At 60.3% G+C, this 16389-nt stretch carries 14 protein-coding genes; 6 read left to right on the top strand and 8 right to left on the bottom strand.

The annotated features are described in order from the left end of the window. Positions 1-65: 65 nt before the first annotated feature. A complete protein-coding gene (locus HF682_RS10175; RefSeq protein ID WP_168877184.1) occupies positions 66-752 on the bottom strand; it encodes a phosphoadenylyl-sulfate reductase in 687 nt (228 codons plus the stop codon). Between the two features lie 39 nt (positions 753-791). Continuing rightward, positions 792-1568, bottom strand: a complete 777-nt coding sequence (locus HF682_RS10170) for a sulfite exporter TauE/SafE family protein (RefSeq protein ID WP_168877183.1) — start codon at positions 1566-1568, stop codon at positions 792-794. A 117-nt stretch (positions 1569-1685) separates the two neighbouring features. Between HF682_RS10170 and cysB the strand changes: the two genes are divergently transcribed. Both cysB and HF682_RS10160 read left to right on the top strand, forming a co-directional pair. Next, positions 1686-2615: an HTH-type transcriptional regulator CysB gene (cysB, locus tag HF682_RS10165; RefSeq protein WP_168877182.1), complete on the top strand. Its 930-nt coding sequence runs from the start codon at positions 1686-1688 to the stop codon at positions 2613-2615. 79 nt (positions 2616-2694) lie between these two features. Beyond that, entirely contained in the window at positions 2695-3186 is a 492-nt protein-coding gene (locus HF682_RS10160) for a GAF domain-containing protein (RefSeq protein WP_168877181.1), read from the top strand. Positions 3187-3199: 13 nt separating this feature from the next. Here the strand turns inward: HF682_RS10160 and HF682_RS10155 are convergent, their stop codons facing one another. After that, a complete protein-coding gene (locus HF682_RS10155) occupies positions 3200-4456 on the bottom strand; it encodes a sensor domain-containing diguanylate cyclase (RefSeq protein ID WP_168877180.1) in 1257 nt (418 codons plus the stop codon). A gap of 143 nt (positions 4457-4599) precedes the next feature. Here HF682_RS10155 and HF682_RS10150 point away from each other — a divergent pair, with 143 nt between their 5' ends. Both HF682_RS10150 and HF682_RS10145 read left to right on the top strand, forming a co-directional pair. Then, complete coding sequence (locus tag HF682_RS10150; protein ID WP_168877179.1) at positions 4600-5739, top strand: efflux RND transporter periplasmic adaptor subunit; 1140 nt, start codon at positions 4600-4602, stop codon at positions 5737-5739. Beyond that, on the top strand, positions 5736-8879 hold the full coding sequence (locus HF682_RS10145; RefSeq protein WP_168877178.1) for an efflux RND transporter permease subunit: 3144 nt from the start codon (positions 5736-5738) through the stop codon (positions 8877-8879). The genes HF682_RS10150 and HF682_RS10145 overlap by 4 nt, the downstream gene beginning before the upstream one ends. 3 nt (positions 8880-8882) lie before the next feature. Here HF682_RS10145 and HF682_RS10140 read toward each other — a convergent pair whose 3' ends face one another. The 4 genes from HF682_RS10140 to trxA form a co-directional block, all read right to left on the bottom strand. After that, positions 8883-10502 carry an ArnT family glycosyltransferase gene (locus tag HF682_RS10140; protein ID WP_168877177.1) on the bottom strand — a complete coding sequence of 540 codons (1620 nt, stop codon included), beginning with the start codon at positions 10500-10502 and terminating at the stop codon, positions 8883-8885. 71 nt (positions 10503-10573) lie between these two features. After that, positions 10574-10780 carry a 50S ribosomal protein L31 gene (rpmE, locus tag HF682_RS10135; RefSeq protein WP_373282880.1) on the bottom strand — a complete coding sequence of 69 codons (207 nt, stop codon included), beginning with the start codon at positions 10778-10780 and terminating at the stop codon, positions 10574-10576. A gap of 97 nt (positions 10781-10877) precedes the next feature. After that, complete coding sequence (rho, locus tag HF682_RS10130; protein ID WP_168877176.1) at positions 10878-12137, bottom strand: transcription termination factor Rho; 1260 nt, start codon at positions 12135-12137, stop codon at positions 10878-10880. Positions 12138-12273: 136 nt separating this feature from the next. Continuing rightward, positions 12274-12600 (bottom strand): thioredoxin TrxA, encoded by a 327-nt coding sequence (gene trxA, locus HF682_RS10125; RefSeq protein WP_168877175.1) that lies wholly within the window; start codon positions 12598-12600, stop codon positions 12274-12276. A gap of 294 nt (positions 12601-12894) precedes the next feature. Between trxA and HF682_RS10120 the strand changes: the two genes are divergently transcribed. Then, entirely contained in the window at positions 12895-13665 is a 771-nt protein-coding gene (locus tag HF682_RS10120) for a hypothetical protein (protein ID WP_168877174.1), read from the top strand. Positions 13666-13764: 99 nt separating this feature from the next. Continuing rightward, positions 13765-14586, top strand: coding sequence for an aminoglycoside 3-N-acetyltransferase (gene aac(3), locus HF682_RS10115; protein WP_205882020.1), 822 nt, complete (start codon positions 13765-13767; stop codon positions 14584-14586). Positions 14587-14621: 35 nt separating this feature from the next. Here aac(3) and lpdA read toward each other — a convergent pair whose 3' ends face one another. Then, positions 14622-16382: a dihydrolipoyl dehydrogenase gene (gene lpdA / locus HF682_RS10110; protein WP_168877173.1), complete on the bottom strand. Its 1761-nt coding sequence runs from the start codon at positions 16380-16382 to the stop codon at positions 14622-14624. Between the last annotated feature and the right edge of the window lie 7 nt (positions 16383-16389).

The following is a 16389-nucleotide window of genomic DNA, read 5'->3' as shown; positions in this document are numbered from 1 at the left end:
TAACACCCTCACCGACGCGGGACAATCCATCTCCACCGGCGCGCACCGGTGGAGATGGGGGGAGATCAGCCCTTTTTGATGTGCAGGCCGCACTCTTTGGTTTCCGGGTTTTCCCACCACCAGCGGCCAGCACGAACGTCCTCGCCTACCGTGATGGCGCGGGTACAGGGGCCACAGCCAATAGAAGGATAGAATTTGTCGTGCAGTTCGTTGTAGGGAATGTTCTGGCTACGGATGAATCCCCACACTTCCTTCTCGGTCCATTCGATCAGCGGGTTGAACTTTTCCAGCCCGTTGTCTTTGTCGAATTCCTGATTGCCGAGATCCTTCCGAGTCGGGGACTGCTCGCGGCGCAGGCCGGTAATCCATGCCTTTTGACCCTGCAGGGCGCGGCGCAGCGGGTCGATCTTGCGGATGCGACAGCACTCTTTGCGCAGCTCCACGCTGCGGTAGAAGCCGTTGATGCCGTGTTCGCGCACATAGCCTTCGGTGGCGGCCGTATCCGGGAAATACACCTTGACCGGGTGGCTGGCGTATTGCTCTTCCACCTGTTGCATCAGGGCATAGGTTTCGGCGGGCAGGCGACCGGTATCCAGGCTGAATACCGTGATGTTGAGCGCATGCTGGCTGATCAGGTGGGTCAGCACCATGTCTTCCGCGCCATAGCTGTTGGCAAATACCGCAGGTTGATAGTCGTTGGCGATGGTCTTCAGCAAAGCCACCGTGTCTTGCAGTTTCTGATCAAACGTCATGCTTACTCCTTGGATCAATTCAGTCTGGCACCATGGCCATTACAGGAAGACAAACTTGCTGCCGATCACCGCCAGCATCACCGCCAGCAGCGGGCGCGTGGTCTTGTCCGACAGGCTGCCGGACAAACGGCTGCCAATATAGATGCCCGGCAGGGAGCCTACCAGCAAAGTGAACAACAGCCCCCAGTCGAGATGTCCCATGCTGGCGTGTCCCAGACCTGCGATCAGGGTGAGCGGCACGGCATGCGCAATCTCGGTACCCACCAGACGCACGGTCGGGATCATCGGAAACAGTACAAACAGGGCAATGGTGCCAATGGCCCCTGCGCCGATCGAGCTGAGGGTCACCAGTACCCCGATCACGATCCCGGTCAGCACGGTGGAGGCAGCGCGGCGTGGCGTCAGTTCCACCGGCGCGTCGGGCTGGTGCCGCAGCAGGCGCAGAATCCAGGGCTTGCACAGGATGGCGACTGCCGTCAGCAGCAGGGCGACCCCCAGTGCATGGGTCAGCAGATTGTTCAAGACCTTGCTCGACAGGTGCCAGTGCTGCAGAAGCAGCACGGTCGCAATGGCTGCCGGCGCGCTGCCCAGCGTCAGCCAGCCGGTAATGCGCCAGTCGATACTGCGCTGGCGATGATGCACCAGCACGCCGCCGGCCTTGGTGATCGCGGCGTATAGCAGGTCAGTACCCACCGCTTTGGTCGGCGGGAAACCCAGCATCAGCAGGATGGGGGTCATCAACGAGCCGCCACCCACCCCGGTCAGACCGACGATCAGCCCGACGGCAAAGCCGGAGATGACTTGTACGAAATTCATGAGAGGGTGCCCACTGTGCGAGAAGGGCCATGCTAACAGTGGGCCTATATGGACTGGAAAGAATATTGTGTTAGTATTTTATACGATCTGGTTATTTTGCTGCGGAGCCGCATCATCATGAAGCTGCAACAGCTACGCTATCTGGTAGAAGTCGCCAAACAAGGTTTGAATGTATCGGATGCGGCAGAAAAGCTGCATACCTCGCAACCGGGCATCAGCAAGCAGATTCGCTTGCTGGAGGATGAGCTGGGGATCCAGGTGTTCATTCGGCACGGCAAGCGAGTGGTGGATGTCTCCAAACCGGGGCGGGCGGTGCTGGAAATCTCCGAGCGCATCCTGCGTGAAGCGGCCAACCTGAAACGGGTGGGCGATGAGTACGCCAATCATGATGCCGGCAGCCTGACCATTGCCACCACCCACACCCAGGCGCGCTACGCGCTGCCGGATGTGATCCGGCAATTCATGACCCAGTATCCCAAGGTTCGCCTGTCCATCAAGCAAGGCAGCCCCACCCAGATTTGCGAGATGGTGCTGAGTGGCGAGGCTGATCTGGCCATTGCCACCGAAGGCATCGACCGCTATCGCGAGCTGGTGATGTTGCCCTGCCAGCAGTGGAACCGCAGTGCAGTGGTGCCGGAAGGCCACCCGCTGCTGCAGTTGCAACGTCCGATCACTCTGGCGGACATCGGGCAGTACCCGCTGATTACCTATGACTTTGCCTTTGCCGGGCGCAGCAAGATGCAAAAAGCGTTTGAGTCTGCCGGGATTGAGCCGAATGTGGTGCTAACCGCGATTGACTCGGATGTGATCAAGACCTATGTCGGCCTGGGATTGGGGATCGGCATTCTGGCGACGATGGCTTTTGAGCCACAGCGCGACACTCAGCTTCGGGCGATTGATGCCAGCCATCTGTTTGAGCCTTCCACCACCCGCATCGGCTTCCGCCGAGATGCCTATTTGCGCAGCTTTGCCTTTGACTTCATGAAGCGCTTTGCACCGCACCTGACCGATGAGGCCATCGAACAGGCGACGCATCAGGGTCATTGACCGGATACACTTGCTTTCTGACCCGCAGTGGGCTATGACTTGAACAGCATGCCGCATTCGTGATTGCAAGGGGAGCCAGATGGACAACATCGTGGAGGTCATGAAGCAACTGTTTGTCGAGTACAGTGGCAAGCAGATTGATCTGGCTACCTTCCTCAGCCGGCTTAATGAGGCGGTGGCCGCACATCTGGAAATCCAGCGAATGGGCATCTGGCTGCTGGTGCAAGGCGGTGCTGCGCTCAGCAGCGTCGACCTGTATGACGCAGAAAGCGGGCAGCACAGCCGGGGTGCGCTGCACTATCAGGAAGACAATCCGGATTACTTTGCCGCACTCAGCGGTCAGGGCAAGGTGGTGGCCAGCAAGGTGACGGCGGATCCGTCGCTGGCCTCATTGCTGGACAGCTATTATGATCCTTGCCAGATTGAGGCCGTGCTGGATGTGGCCATCATGCGGGAAGGCAATATGATCGGTGCCATCCGCTGCGAACAATGTGGCGGAGAGCGCATCTGGACCGACTCGGACGTCCGCTTTGTCGAGCAGGTGGCCTCTATCGTTTCCCGCGTGCGCTGAGCACGCTTCCTGCTTACTCTGATGCAAAACGGTAGGTATGCTTGCCGGCGGCTTTGGCGGCGTACATGGCGAGGTCTGCCTTCTTGCGGATGGTGCTGGCATCATTGCCATCTTCCGGTGCACGGGCAATGCCGATACTGACCGACGCCTGCAGGCTGTGCTCACCGATCTGGATTGGATCTGCCAGGGCTGACAGCAGCTTCTCTGCACCGGTCGCCGCTGCCAGCTCACTGCGCACCCCTTGCAACAGCACCACAAATTCGTCGCCGCCCAAACGGGCCACCGTATCGCTTTCGCGTACGGCCTGAAACAGTCGCCGCCCGATTTCCCGCAGCAACTCATCGCCGACATCGTGACCCAGCGTGTCGTTGACCTGCTTGAAATTGTCCAGGTCAAGGAACAGCAAGGCGAAGGGTTGCCCTTGCCGATTCAGCAAAAACAGGGCCTGTTGCAGCCGCTCATGGAACAGCAGGCGGTTGGGCAGGGCGGTGAGCGGGTCATAGAACGCCAGATAGATCATGCGCTCTTCGTTTTTCTTGCGCTCGGTCATATCGGTCAGCAGCGCAAAGCGGGTGACTTCCTGCCCGCGCTCATCGCGCAGTACGTTCGCCTGTACCTGCACTGTCAGGGGAATACGGTCTGCGCGCAGCATGGAGAGTTCACCGCGCACGGTTTCCTGCTGTTCAGGCCAGTGCCGGTCGGTCAGCGGCGTAGGCGGACAATCGGGTGCCAGAAAGTCGGCCAGGGTGGCGCCCAGCACTTGCTCGGTCGAGCAGCCCAGCAATTGGCAGAAGGCCGGGTTGGCGTCAACGATGCGGTTGGTCGCCGCATCAAACTGCAGGTAGCCTTCACCACAGGTGGTGAGAATCTGCTGGTGCAGGGCTTCGTTGGCCTGCAGCTGGAATTCACGCTTGCGCCGCTCGGACACGTCGTGCAAGGAAAGCCAAAGGTAGCGCTGATCCCCCTGCCATTGCTCACGTGCGGACAGCAGCATCCACACCGGGCGGCCATGTGCGCCCTGCAGCCGGGCTTCAAACTGGCGTACAGGACCCTGCTTCAGCCGCAACTGCAGCTCCCGCCAGTCCGTGCTGTGTAAAAACAGGCTGTCCAGCGGCTGGCCACCGGCGGGCAGCTGCAGCTGCTCATGGGCTGCGGGATTGGCTTGCAGCAGCAGCCCTTCCGGCAAACGCACCAGCAGCACCGGTGTGGGTAAATGAATCAGTAGCCCATCATGGGCGTCGACAGGCAAATCAGCGTGTGAATGCGTCATGATCAAAGGGTCGCCAAGGTATGTGCAGTATAGCGGATGTCTTGTCCTGTCACCGTGTAAACGCTTTGTAAAGCCCATTGCTGTAGGGTAATGAGCCGATATAATCAAAGCCCACCTGTCCCCTTACTTTTCAGGAACGCCCCATGTCTGTTTTGCGTCGCCCCTGGTTCTGGTTATTGCTACTGGTATTGGCAGCGCTTGCCGCACTCATCGTGCTGCGTCCCGGCAAGGGCGGGCAGTCGGAGCGCGGGCAACGTAACCGTGACAAAGGCAGCCAGTTGCTGGTATTGGCTGAAGGGGATGTCTACCGGATGCAGGCCGGAGTCCGCGTACAATCCACACCGTTCACTGGCTCGCTGGTGGCACGGCGGCAGACCATGCTGGCTGCGCCAATGGAAGGGCTGCTGGCCGAGGTCAAGGTGCGCCCCGGTCAGGTGGTAAAACAGGGCGAGGTGCTGGCTATATTCGACGAGCGCGATTTGCAAGCACGCCTGCAGGAGCGCAAGGCAGCCGTCAGCAGTGCCGCGTCGCAGCTGAAGCTGGCGGAGCGAAATCACCAGAGTCGTCTGGCGCTCAAGGAGCAAGGGTTTATTTCGCCCAATGCCTTGCAGGAAAGTCAGGCGGCGGTGACCGAGCGGGGGGCCGCGCTGGCGTCCCAGCAAAGCCAGCTCAAGCTGGTGCAGCGTGCCGCGCAGGATGCGGTGATCCGCGCCCCGTTTGACGGCATTATTGCGACCCAGGATGTGCAGGCTGGCCAGAATGTCGCAGCGCGGGCGCGCTTGTTTCTGCTGGTGGATCCCAGCAGCCTGGAAATCGAGGCCAGCCTGCAGCCTGAACAGTTGCCCAAGGTACAGATCGGCATGCCTGCCCGTTTTAGCGTGGAGGGACTGGGGGAACAGTCCTGGTCTGCACAATTGAGCCGGATTGCACCACAGACGCAAGGGGGGGCTCGGCAGATTCCGGTCTGGCTCAGTTTGACAGCGTCTTCACCGGCGCTGCGGGGCGGACTGTTTGTCAGTGGGCAGCTGCAAGGCGGGAGTCAGCCAGTGCTCTTGGCGCCCAAGTCTGCCATCAGCATTGAGGACGGCAAAGCAACGGCGTGGGTGGTGCAAAAGGGCAAGCTGCAGCAGCGCCAGCTGGTGCTGGGAGAGCTGGACGACAGTGGCAATTTTCAGGATGTGCGCAGCGGTCTGCAGCCAGGTGACCTGCTGGTGCGGGTGAGGCTGGCTTCGGCCAAGCCGGGGCAGGCCGTACGTGTGCCGAAAGCTGGAGCACCGGCATGAATCTGACCCGTATCAGCATTCACAACCCGGTGTTTGCCTGCATGATGATGCTGGCAATTCTGGTGCTGGGGGTGTCGTCCTACAAGAAGCTGACGGTGGAGCAATTCCCCGATGTGGGCTCGCAGGTGGTGATCATTGTCACCAACTATCCGGGCGCCACCCCGGAAGTGGTAGAGACGGACGTCACCCGCCGGGTGGAAGAGTCGATGAACACCATCAATGGGGTCGATGAGATTTCGTCGACCTCGTATGAGGGTAGCAGTGTCGTGACTGTGAACTTCACCCTGTCGACCAATATGGACGACGCGATGATGGACGTGCGCGACAAGATTTCTGTGCTCACCCCCCGGCTGCGTGATGGGGTGGATGCACCGGTGATTCGACGTACCAATCCGGATGATCGGCCGATCATCTCCCTCTCCTTGACCTCCGGCAGCCATTCGGCCCGACAGCTCACAGAAATGGCCGAAAATACCCTGGTCAAGCAACTGCTGACGGTGCCGGGGGTCGGCCAGGCTTCTGTGGTGGGTGGCGTGAAGCGCCAGATCATCATCCAGCCTGACCCCTTGCGGCTGCAGGCTGCTAATGTCGGGGTGGACCAGTTATCCGCCGTGCTCAAGCGGGAAAATGGGCAATTACCGGTCGGGGTGTTGAGTGGCGGTGGCCGTGATCTGGTGGTGCAGCTCGAAGGCAAGATTCGTGATCCGCAGCAGTTTGGTGAGCTGATTGTGGCCCGTCGTGGCGACAGCGTGATCCGGGTACGTGATGTCGCACGAGTGGTTGACGGTCAGCAGGAGAAGAACTCGCTGGCCCTGATCAACGGCAAACCGGCGGTGGCCATCGACATCTACAAGGTGAACAAGAGCAACACCGTCGAAGTAGCTGATGCCGTCAAACGCATGAAGGATCGCCTGCAGGAGCAACTGCCGACAGCGATGAAGCTGGACGTGATTGCTGATGGCTCGGTGCCGATCCGTAACTCACTCAACGACGTGACCACCACCTTGCTGGAAGGGGCGCTGCTGACCATCATGGTGGTGTTCCTGTTCCTCGGTTCCTGGCGCAGTACGGTGATTACTGGCCTGACCTTGCCGATTTCGCTGCTGGGTACCATCTTCTTGCTCGACCTGTTCGGCTTCAGCCTGAACATGATGACGCTGATGGCCCTGTCGCTGTGCATTGGCTTGCTGATTGACGACTCCATCGTGGTGCGGGAGAACATTACCCGGCACATGGCCATGGGTAAGCCTTCCAGACTGGCTGCGCTGGAAGGCACCCAGGAAATCACGCTGGCGGTGCTGGCCACCACACTAACTATTGTCGCGGTGTTCCTACCCGTAGGGTATATGGGCGGCATCATTGGGCGCTGGTTCCATCAGTTTGGCATTACCGTGACCGCTGCCGTACTGTTTTCCATGTTCGTCAGCTTTACGCTGGACCCGATGTTGTCCTCCGTCTGGCGCGATCCCCAGGTGCAGGATCACAAGCCGATGCCGCTACTGGGGCCGCTGCTGGGCTGGATTGAGCGCCAGCTTGAGCGCCTCTCGAATGGCTACACCGGCTTGATCCGCTGGGCCTTGCGTCATCGCTTGGCCGTGGTCGGCATGTCCATCGGTGTACTGGTGCTGAGTTTTGTCTTGATGGGCCGGCTGGGCAGCGAGTTTGTGCCGGAAGCGGACCAGTCCGACATGGTGCTTTCTGCCAAGACACCGGTGGGCTCCAGTCTCGAATACTCGCGCAGCAAGGTGGAGCAGGTGGAGCGCATCCTCCGCTCCTTCAAGGAGGTTGAACGCACCTATTCCACGGTCAATACCGGCTTTGTGCAAGGGCGAAACCAGTTTTCCATTCGCATCAAGCTGATACCCCGCAAGCAGCGCAAGCTGGGGCAGAAGGAGCTGGCGCAGCGTTTCCGCGCCCGGGTGTTGCAGGTGGCCGGGATTGAGCTGCGCGGTATCGGCGGTACCAACTCTGCGGGCGGGGGCGGCAAGCCGGTATCGCTCAGCATTCAGGGGGGGGATATTCGCGAACTGCAGCGCCTCGCAGATCAGCTGCGCAGCCGCATGAAGCAGATACCGGGGCTGGTGGATGTCGAATCCAGCCTGAGCGATGCCAAGCCGATGCTGGCCCTTCGCATCAAGCGCGATGTGGCCTCGGATCTGGGCATTTCCCTGCAGCAGATCAATCAGGCATTGCAGCCGCTGGTAGTCGGCGACACGGTCACCACTTGGGAAAGTGAAGACGGCGAGAACCACGATGTGGTGGTACGCCTGGATGAAGCCAACCGCAAGAACCCGGCCGATCTGGCACAGCTGCGGCTGCAAAGCAGCAAGACCGATCCACAGACCGGTCAGCCCCTGCTGGTGCCGTTGTCTGCCGTGGTCAGCTTTGTAGACAGTAAAAGCCCAAACCAGATCAATCGCCGTTCGCTGCTGCGCGAGATTCGGCTGAGTGCCAACGTGGATGGTCGTCCGGCGGGTGAAGTTGGCAAGGACTTGCAACCGGTGGTGCAGAGCATGGCGCTGCCACCGGGTTACCGCATCGTCACCGGCGGGGCCAACAAGGACATGCAGGAGTCCGCTGGTTATGCCGCTGCTGCGCTGGGGCTGGGTGTGATCTTCATCTATATGGTGCTGGCTTCGCAGTTCAACAGCTTCCTGCACCCGCTGGCCATCATGACGGCGCTGCCGCTGTCCTTGATCGGGGTGGTGCTGGGCCTGATGGTGGGTGGCTCAACCATGAACATCTTCTCGGTGATCGGCATCATCATGCTGATGGGGCTGGTGACCAAGAATGCCATCCTGCTGGTGGACTTTGTCGAGCAGGCGGTGCGCAACGGGGTAGACCGCATGACCGCCATTCAGGAAGCCGGGCGGGTGCGGCTACGCCCCATCCTGATGACCACCTTTGCCATGGTGCTGGGCATGCTGCCACTGGGTCTGGGGCTGGGCGAAGGGGTCGAGCAGCGCGCACCGATGGCCCACGCGGTGATCGGCGGGGTGATTACTTCAACCCTCCTGACGCTGGTAGTGGTGCCGGTGGCGTATAGCTTGCTAGATGATCTTAAACCCAGTCTGTCACGGGGTATCGTTTGGATTGCAAAGCGCCTGGCACGAGCCTTGATCAGGAGCTGGTTCAGTTAAGGTTCAAAGCTGACGCTTCAGCAGCCAGTAGCCTTCCTTGCGATCACCGCCACGATGCCCTTGCCAGACAATTCGCCAGCCGGCGGGGGCAACGCTGCGCTGGGTGGTCTTGGCCAGTTTCCAGCGGCATGCCTGATCCCGCACAGGCAAGTCGATGCCCTGGCGATAGGCCAGCAGGGTGAGCACGGTGCGTGGCATGTCGGCCGTGTGAATGCAGCTGCGGTCTGCGGGCAACTGCCGGGCCAGCTGCTGCAGCATGGGCTGGTAGTCCTTGGCCGCGACAATCCAGGGTAACCACAAGGTCATGATCAGCCCCCAGGCCATGGTGGCACCGGCCACCCAGCCACTGAGGGCTTTACGTACATCATGGCGCTGCTGCCACATGATCCACAGCCACAGCCCGGTCAGCAGCAGGGCAAACGCCAGCAGTACCGGGTGCAGCTCATGCTGGTAGGTGGGGCTGGCCCGGTGCATGCGCATGGCGATACGGCCAGGCCATCCGGTGCTCAAGGCCAGCCAGCCCAGCCAGACCAGCAGGGCGATCAAGCCAAAGGTACAACGGCCAAACCAGTTGAAGGCGGCGATACCGCCGCGGCGCAGCCGGTCCAGGCCCGGCACGGCCAGCAGGCACAGCGCAGGCAGGCACAGCATGGTGTTGACGTCATGCTCATCCGGTTGCCAGGCATTCCCCAATATCCACAGCAGGCTCGCCAGCAACAATTGCAGGTGCAGTACCCGTGATGGCGCAGTGCCCAGCGGATTACGCCGCAGCGCCAGCAAGGCCAGCGGCCAGGCCGGCCAGGCAAACCACGGCACCATGCCCAGATAGTAGCGCAGACGGTGAGCATCAAAGTGAGCTGCCAGCACCTGCTGCTGCCACCATTGATCAAAAATCAGCGGGGCATGCTGCTTCAGGGCCAGCGGCCACAGCAGGAGCAAGGGCAGGGCGATGACGCTGGCAGGTAACAAGGCGCGTAGCCACTGTGCGGTGGCGACGCCGGGGCGAGGCCAGGCAAACAACAGCAGGGTCAGGATGCTGACGGCCAATGCCAGTGGCCCGCCACCGAGCAGGGCAACGGGGAGCGCCAGGCCCAGACACAGGCCCGCCCGCATGGGACGCGCGGCCAGCAGGCTCAGGCCGTACAGTTGCAATGCGGCACCCAGCAATGCCGCCTGTTCCGGCATGACCAGATGCGCGCGCGACAGCAGGCCAAAACAGCCCATCAGCATCAGTACGGCCAGCCGCCCTTGTCGCGCCCCCCACATATGCTTGCCCGCCAGGCCGACCAGCAAGAAGGTCAGGCCCATCATCAGCACCGCAGCGAGTCGGGCCGTTTCGTGCAAGGCGATCCAGTGCGAGGGCAGTATTTTGGCGAAGGCCGCCGCCAGCCAGTATGTCAGTGGTGGGTTGTCAAGGAAGGGTTGGCCATTGAGTTGTGGAATCAGCCACTGGCCATGCAGCATGCTTTGTACCACGCCAATGACTTCGACCTCTTCCCCCCGCCACGGCGCATGGCCAAAGGTGCCGGGCAGCAGCCAGGCCAGGCATAGCAGCAGCAAGAGCCAGGAGTGGTCGCGTGGCGGTGTAGGCGGCAGGGCGGACGCGGGCGTGTAAGTCAGCATGGCAGCATCAATGGCAGATCACAGAGACAAAAAAAGGCAGCCCAGGCTGCCTTTTTTCTGCGGCGTGATGCTTAGCGCACCATGCTGCCGTACTTGTTCTTGAACTTCTCGATACGACCAGCAGTATCCACCACCTTTTGCTTGCCGGTGTAGAACGGGTGGCACTGGGCGCACACTTCAATGTGCAGGTCCTTGGCCATGGTCGAGCGGGTGGTAAAGGCGTTGCCGCAGCTGCAGGTCACCTTGATTTCGGTGTAGTTCGGGTGCACGTCTTTCATCAGACTTTCCTTTTTGCATGAGCGTACCGGGATTGTGCCGGTACTTTGTAAAAGCGGAATTATGGACGAGTTTTATCTCGTCTGCAACTGTCAGGCCCTAGCCCCGGCGCATCGAGTCAAAGAAACCCGAGTTGCTCTTGGTGGCTTTCAGCTTGTCCAGCAGGAATTCGGTCGCTTCCAGATCGTCCATCGGGTAGAGCAGCTTGCGCAGCACCCAGATCTTCTGCAGCACATCTTTGTCGATCAGCAGCTCTTCACGGCGGGTGCCGGAGCGGTTGACGTTGATGGCAGGGTACAGGCGTTTCTCGGCCATGCGGCGGTCGAGATGGATTTCCATATTGCCGGTGCCCTTGAATTCTTCGTAGATCACATCATCCATGCGGCTGCCAGTGTCGATCAGCGCAGTGGCAATAATGGTCAGCGAGCCGCCTTCTTCGATATTACGCGCAGCACCGAAGAAACGCTTCGGGCGCTGCAGGGCATTGGCGTCCACACCGCCGGTCAACACCTTGCCGGAAGCAGGAATCACGGTGTTGTAAGCACGGGCCAGACGGGTGATGGAGTCGAGCAGGATGACCACATCCTTTTTGTGCTCCACCAGGCGCTTGGCCTTTTCAATCACCATTTCTGCGACCTGGACGTGACGGGTCGCCGGTTCATCAAAGGTGGAAGCAACCACTTCACCCTTCACCGTGCGGGACATTTCGGTCACTTCTTCCGGGCGCTCGTCGATCAGCAGTACGATCAGTTCCACGTCCGGGTGATTGGCGGTGATGGCGTGGGCAATGTGTTGCAGCATCACGGTCTTGCCGGACTTGGGCGGGGCGACCAGCAAGCCACGCTGTCCCTTGCCGATCGGCGAGATGATATCAATCAAGCGACCGGTGGCGTTCTCTTCCGAGGAGATGTCCCGTTCCAGCTTCAGCGGTTCGGTCGGGAACAGCGGCGTCAGGTTTTCAAACAGGATCTTGTGCTTGGCCGATTCCGGTGTGTCACCGTTGACGCGGTCTACCTTGACCAGGGCAAAGTAACGCTCGCCTTCCTTCGGTGTGCGAATCTCGCCTTCGATCGAATCACCGGTATGCAGGTTGAAGCGGCGAATCTGGCTGGGGCTGACGTAAATGTCGTCTGGCCCGGCCAGGTAAGAGGTATCCGGGCTGCGCAGAAAGCCAAAACCGTCCGGCAGCACTTCCAGCGTGCCTTCACCGTATATGCTTTCGCCCTTTTTGGCCTGATTCTTCAGCAAGGCAAAGATCAAATCCTGCTTGCGCAGGCGACTGGCCCCGTCGATTTCATTGGCAATCGCCATGTCAACCAGTTCGGAGACGTGCAGGCGCTTGAGGTCAGATAAATGCATGGGCTGATCCGCTAATCGGGTGTAAAGGACTGAAAATATAAGAAGAAAACAGGATGCTGCTGGAACATCACCCGGGCGGCTCTGGATTCAAGAGCGGAAACCCGGGCGAAACAAATTTGCGCGGATACTAGCGGGTTTACAGGTTGCTGTCAAGGAATGTGGTCAACTGGGATTTGGACTGCAAGCCCACCTTGGTTGCCACCACATTGCCATCCTTGAACAGCATCAGGGCGGGAATGCCGCGCACGCCATACTTCTGCATGGTGCCGGGGTTCTTTTCGGTATCCAGCTTGGCGATCTGCAGCTTGCCAGCATATTGCGGGGCCAGCTCATCCAGCACCGGTGCCAGCATGCGGCACGGGCCACACCATTCTGCCCAGAAATCCAGCAGTACTGGCTTATCCGATTGCAGAACGTCCTTTTCAAAGGAGTCGTCCGTTACATGTTTGATATGTTCGCTCATGGTATGTCCTTTAGTCGGGGTGCGGTGCAATGAAAAGCAGAGGCGTGAGAGGCTGGATACCGTTCCATCCTAGCCCATGCCCGGCCTGCTGTGAAGCTGGAGCAGTGCTTTACGCATAGCTGGGGGCGGTTGTCGTGATTACAAGGGGGCAGGCCCAATCTGTGCCGGGAAACGGGTGATCCAATAATGAATGTAAATTCGCTTGATCTCTGCTACAGTGGGCGACAGCACCCCGAGATCATCGGGTAGGCCTATAACTACAGCTATGACCCCAAAGACTGTGGAGACACTAAAATGCAATGGATGAAACAACTCGGCGCAAGCCTGTTTGCAGTATTGCTGATGTTGGCCGGTACGGCCCAGGCAGAAGACAGTGCGGTAGCACCGGCGCGTCTGGTCGGTGAATGGAAGGGCAAGTGGTATCTGGAGCAATTCCAGTTTGAGGACAAGATGGTGTTGCGGATTGACGCCATCGAAGGCTCCACCCTGAAGGGTGTGGTCTCCTTCTTCGGCACGCCAAATGGTGATGTGACCGGGCCCATGATGGATGCGCAATATGCCCCCGACAGCAAGATGCACTTTGGTGCGGTGAATGGCGAAGTCACCATTGACCTCAAGCCGGTGGAGCGTGACGGCAAGCTGTCGATCCAGGGCAAGTTTGAATACAAGGGTTATGTTGGAGTGGTGAAACTCTCCGACTTTGCCCCCGGCACCGCTACCGCAACGACCACCCCGCCAGTAGCTGGCAATGCGGATTTGCTGGGTGAGTGGAAGGGCAAATGGCTGCTGGATCAGTTCCAGTTTGAGGACAAGCTGGTGGTGAAAGTGGACCAGGTCGATGGCAGTAAGGTCATGGGCCAGGCGCTGTTCTACGGTACCCCGGATGGTGATGTAGCCTATGCCTTTGAGGAAGGCAAGATCGAGGGGGATGTGGTCAAGGCCCGGCTGAAAAATGGTGAGGTGACCATCGAGTTCAAGGTGGTGACCAAGGATGACAAAAAGTCGATCCAGGGCAAGTTTGAATACAAAGGCTATGTTGGCGTGATCAAGGCAGGTCGCAGCTGAACACCGCCAGCCTCAAACATTGAACAACACCCCGCTAAGACGGGGTGTTGTTTTTTGGACGGGCGGACCCATGTCATCCCTGTCAAAACCGGAGGGGCTATGCTGACCATTGGAGAGCAGCTGTACTGGAGCCAGCCTGAACTGCAGGCCCACCTGCGGCAATTGGGGCTGAAAGCCGGCGATGAGGTAATGCTGCACGCCGCCATGCGGCAGGTCGGCCCCTTGCTCAATGGCCCTGATGCCCTGATTGCTGCCATCCTCGCCGTGATTGGCCCGGAGGGTACCTTGCTGTGCTACACCAACTGGGATCAGCAGTATGAGGATGCGCTGGATGCCTCCGGTGCCTTGCCCTCCATGCTGAAGCCGCATATCCCGCCGTTTGACCCGCAGTGCGCTCGGGCCAGCCGCGACCATGGCGTGATGGCGGAACATGTACGCAGCTGGCCGGGGGCGCTGCGCAGCGGCAATCCTGGTGCATCAGTAGCCGCGATTGGCGCACAGGCCGCGTGGTATACCGAAGCGCACCCCATGCAGTATGGTTATGGCGAGAACTCCCCATTTGCAAGGCTGGTGGCGCGCAAGGGTAGGGTGCTGTTGGTGGGCGCGCCGCTGGATACTGTCAGCTTGCTGCACCATGCCGAGCACCTGGCCGACATCCCGCGCAAGCGGGTGGTGCGTATGGAAGTACCATTGCGGATAGAAGGGGAGACGTTCTGGGTCTGGCAGGAGGAGTTTGATACCTGCGATCCCGTGGTGGAGGGACTGGCAGACGACTACTTTGCTGACATTGTGCAGTCTTTCCTGTTGCAGGATGGTTGTCTGGGCGAGGTAGGCCATGCGGCCAGTGTACTGCTGCCGGCAGACCGGCTGGTGTCCTACGCAGTGGATTGGCTGGAGAATTGGAGCAACCAGCAGGCTTGATGCACCCGGCACCCTTGCGGGTGCCGGGAACCGTCTTAACGCTTGCGTTGCGGCGGCAGGTCGGTGCAGCTGCCTTCAAATACTTCTGCAGCCAGACCAACCGACTCACCCAGCGTCGGGTGGGCGTGGATGGTTTTTCCGATATCTACGGCGTCTGCGCCCATTTCCACCGCCAGGCAGATTTCACCCAGCAGGTCGCCCGCATGGGTGCCAACAATGGCACCACCAATGATGCGATGCGTTTCAGCATCAAAAATCAGCTTGGTGAACCCTTCGTCGCGACCATTGGCGATGGCACGACCACTGGCGGCCCACGGGAACACACCCTTCTCGTAGCGAATGCCTTGCGCTTTGCACTGGTCTTCGGTCAGGCCAACCCAGGCCACTTCCGGGTCGGTATACGCTACCGACGGGATCACCTTGGCGTCGAAGTAGGCCTTCTCACCATGGGCGGCTTCCGCCGCCACATGGCCCTCGTGCACCGCCTTGTGTGCCAGCATGGGCTGGCCGACCAGATCGCCAATCGCAAAGATGTGTGGCACATTGGTACGCATCTGCTTGTCGACCGGGATGAAACCACGCTCGTTGACCACCACACCCGCGGCTTCGGCGTTGATCAGCTTGCCATTCGGTGCACGGCCGGCTGCCACCAGCACCATGTCGTACAGCTGCGGCTCGCTCGGCGCGCCTTCGCCTTCAAACCAGACCTTGATGCCTTCCGGCAAGGCTTCCACCTTCACCGTCTTGGTCTTGAGCATCACGCGGTCAAACCGGTGCTGGTTCATCTTCTGCCACACCTTGACCAGATCGCGGTCTGCGCCCTGCATCAGGCCATCGAGCATCTCTACCACGTCCAGGCGGGCACCAAGTGAGGAGTACACCGAGCCCATTTCCAGCCCGATGATGCCACCACCGATAATCAGCATCTTCTTCGGAATCTGCCGCAGCTCCAGTGCACCGGTGGAGTCCACAATGCGCGGGTCTTCCGGGATGAAGGGCAGCTTCACCACGCGCGAACCGGCGGCGATGATGGCCTGCTTGAACTTGATGACCTTCTTGCCACCAGCCGCCAGCTCCACTTCCAGATGGTGCGGATCCACAAAGCGGCCAACGCCTTGCACCACCTCCACCTTGCGAGCCTTGGCCATGCCGGCGAGGCCGGTGGTCAGCTTGCCGATCACCTTTTCCTTGTAGCCACGCAGCTGGTCCAGATTGATCTGCGGCTCGCCAAACTGGATGCCATGTGCGGCCATCTGGCGGGTTTCATCCAGCACGGCCGTGGTGTGCAGCAGCGCCTTGGAGGGGATGCAGCCTACATTCAGGCACACGCCACCCAGCGTGGCGTAGCGCTCCACCAGCACCGTCTTCATGCCGAGGTCGGCAGCGCGGAAGGCGGCGGAATAGCCGCCCGGCCCGGCACCCAGTACCAGCATGTCGTACTCTCCGTCAGCACTGCCAGCAAAGCTGGCCGCTGCCGGGGCTGCGGCGGGAGCGGGGGCCGGTGTCGAGGCAACGGCGGCCGGGGCGGGCGCTGCTACGGGGGCCTCCGCTGCGGCTGCGGCTTCGATCACCGCCAGCACGCTGCCCTCAGACACCTTGTCACCCAGCGCCACCTTCAGTTCCACGATGATGCCTGCCGCAGAGGCGGGCACTTCCATGGTGGCCTTGTCGGTTTCCAGCGTGACCAGTGAATCATCCACCTTCACGCTGTCGCCCACCTTCACCAGCAATTCGATGACATCGACGTTCTTGTAGTCGCCAATATCCGGCACCTTCAGTTCAATACGGGTCGTCATGTTGGCC

This window comes from Leeia aquatica (genome assembly GCF_012641365.1).
Classification (GTDB): domain Bacteria; phylum Pseudomonadota; class Gammaproteobacteria; order Burkholderiales; family Leeiaceae; genus Leeia; species Leeia aquatica.
The sequence above is the reverse complement of the archived record's forward strand: the minus strand, read 5'-3'. Positions and strand labels throughout refer to the sequence as shown.

Excerpts from the sequence above, each read along its gene's own strand:
- HF682_RS10175 (WP_168877184.1), bottom strand. The coding sequence starts at position 752 with ATGACGTTTGATCAGAAACTGCAAGACACGGTGGCTTTGCTGAAGACC.
- HF682_RS10170 (WP_168877183.1), bottom strand. The coding sequence starts at position 1,568 with ATGAATTTCGTACAAGTCATCTCCGGCTTTGCCGTCGGGCTGATCGTC.
- cysB (WP_168877182.1), top strand. The coding sequence starts at position 1,686 with ATGAAGCTGCAACAGCTACGCTATCTGGTAGAAGTCGCCAAACAAGGT.
- HF682_RS10160 (WP_168877181.1), top strand. The coding sequence starts at position 2,695 with ATGGACAACATCGTGGAGGTCATGAAGCAACTGTTTGTCGAGTACAGT.
- HF682_RS10155 (WP_168877180.1), bottom strand. The coding sequence starts at position 4,456 with ATGACGCATTCACACGCTGATTTGCCTGTCGACGCCCATGATGGGCTA.
- HF682_RS10150 (WP_168877179.1), top strand. The coding sequence starts at position 4,600 with ATGTCTGTTTTGCGTCGCCCCTGGTTCTGGTTATTGCTACTGGTATTG.
- HF682_RS10145 (WP_168877178.1), top strand. The coding sequence starts at position 5,736 with ATGAATCTGACCCGTATCAGCATTCACAACCCGGTGTTTGCCTGCATG.
- HF682_RS10140 (WP_168877177.1), bottom strand. The coding sequence starts at position 10,502 with ATGCTGACTTACACGCCCGCGTCCGCCCTGCCGCCTACACCGCCACGC.
- rpmE (WP_373282880.1), bottom strand. The coding sequence starts at position 10,780 with ATGAAAGACGTGCACCCGAACTACACCGAAATCAAGGTGACCTGCAGC.
- rho (WP_168877176.1), bottom strand. The coding sequence starts at position 12,137 with ATGCATTTATCTGACCTCAAGCGCCTGCACGTCTCCGAACTGGTTGAC.
- trxA (WP_168877175.1), bottom strand. The coding sequence starts at position 12,600 with ATGAGCGAACATATCAAACATGTAACGGACGACTCCTTTGAAAAGGAC.
- HF682_RS10120 (WP_168877174.1), top strand. The coding sequence starts at position 12,895 with ATGCAATGGATGAAACAACTCGGCGCAAGCCTGTTTGCAGTATTGCTG.
- lpdA (WP_168877173.1), bottom strand. The coding sequence starts at position 16,382 with ATGACGACCCGTATTGAACTGAAGGTGCCGGATATTGGCGACTACAAG.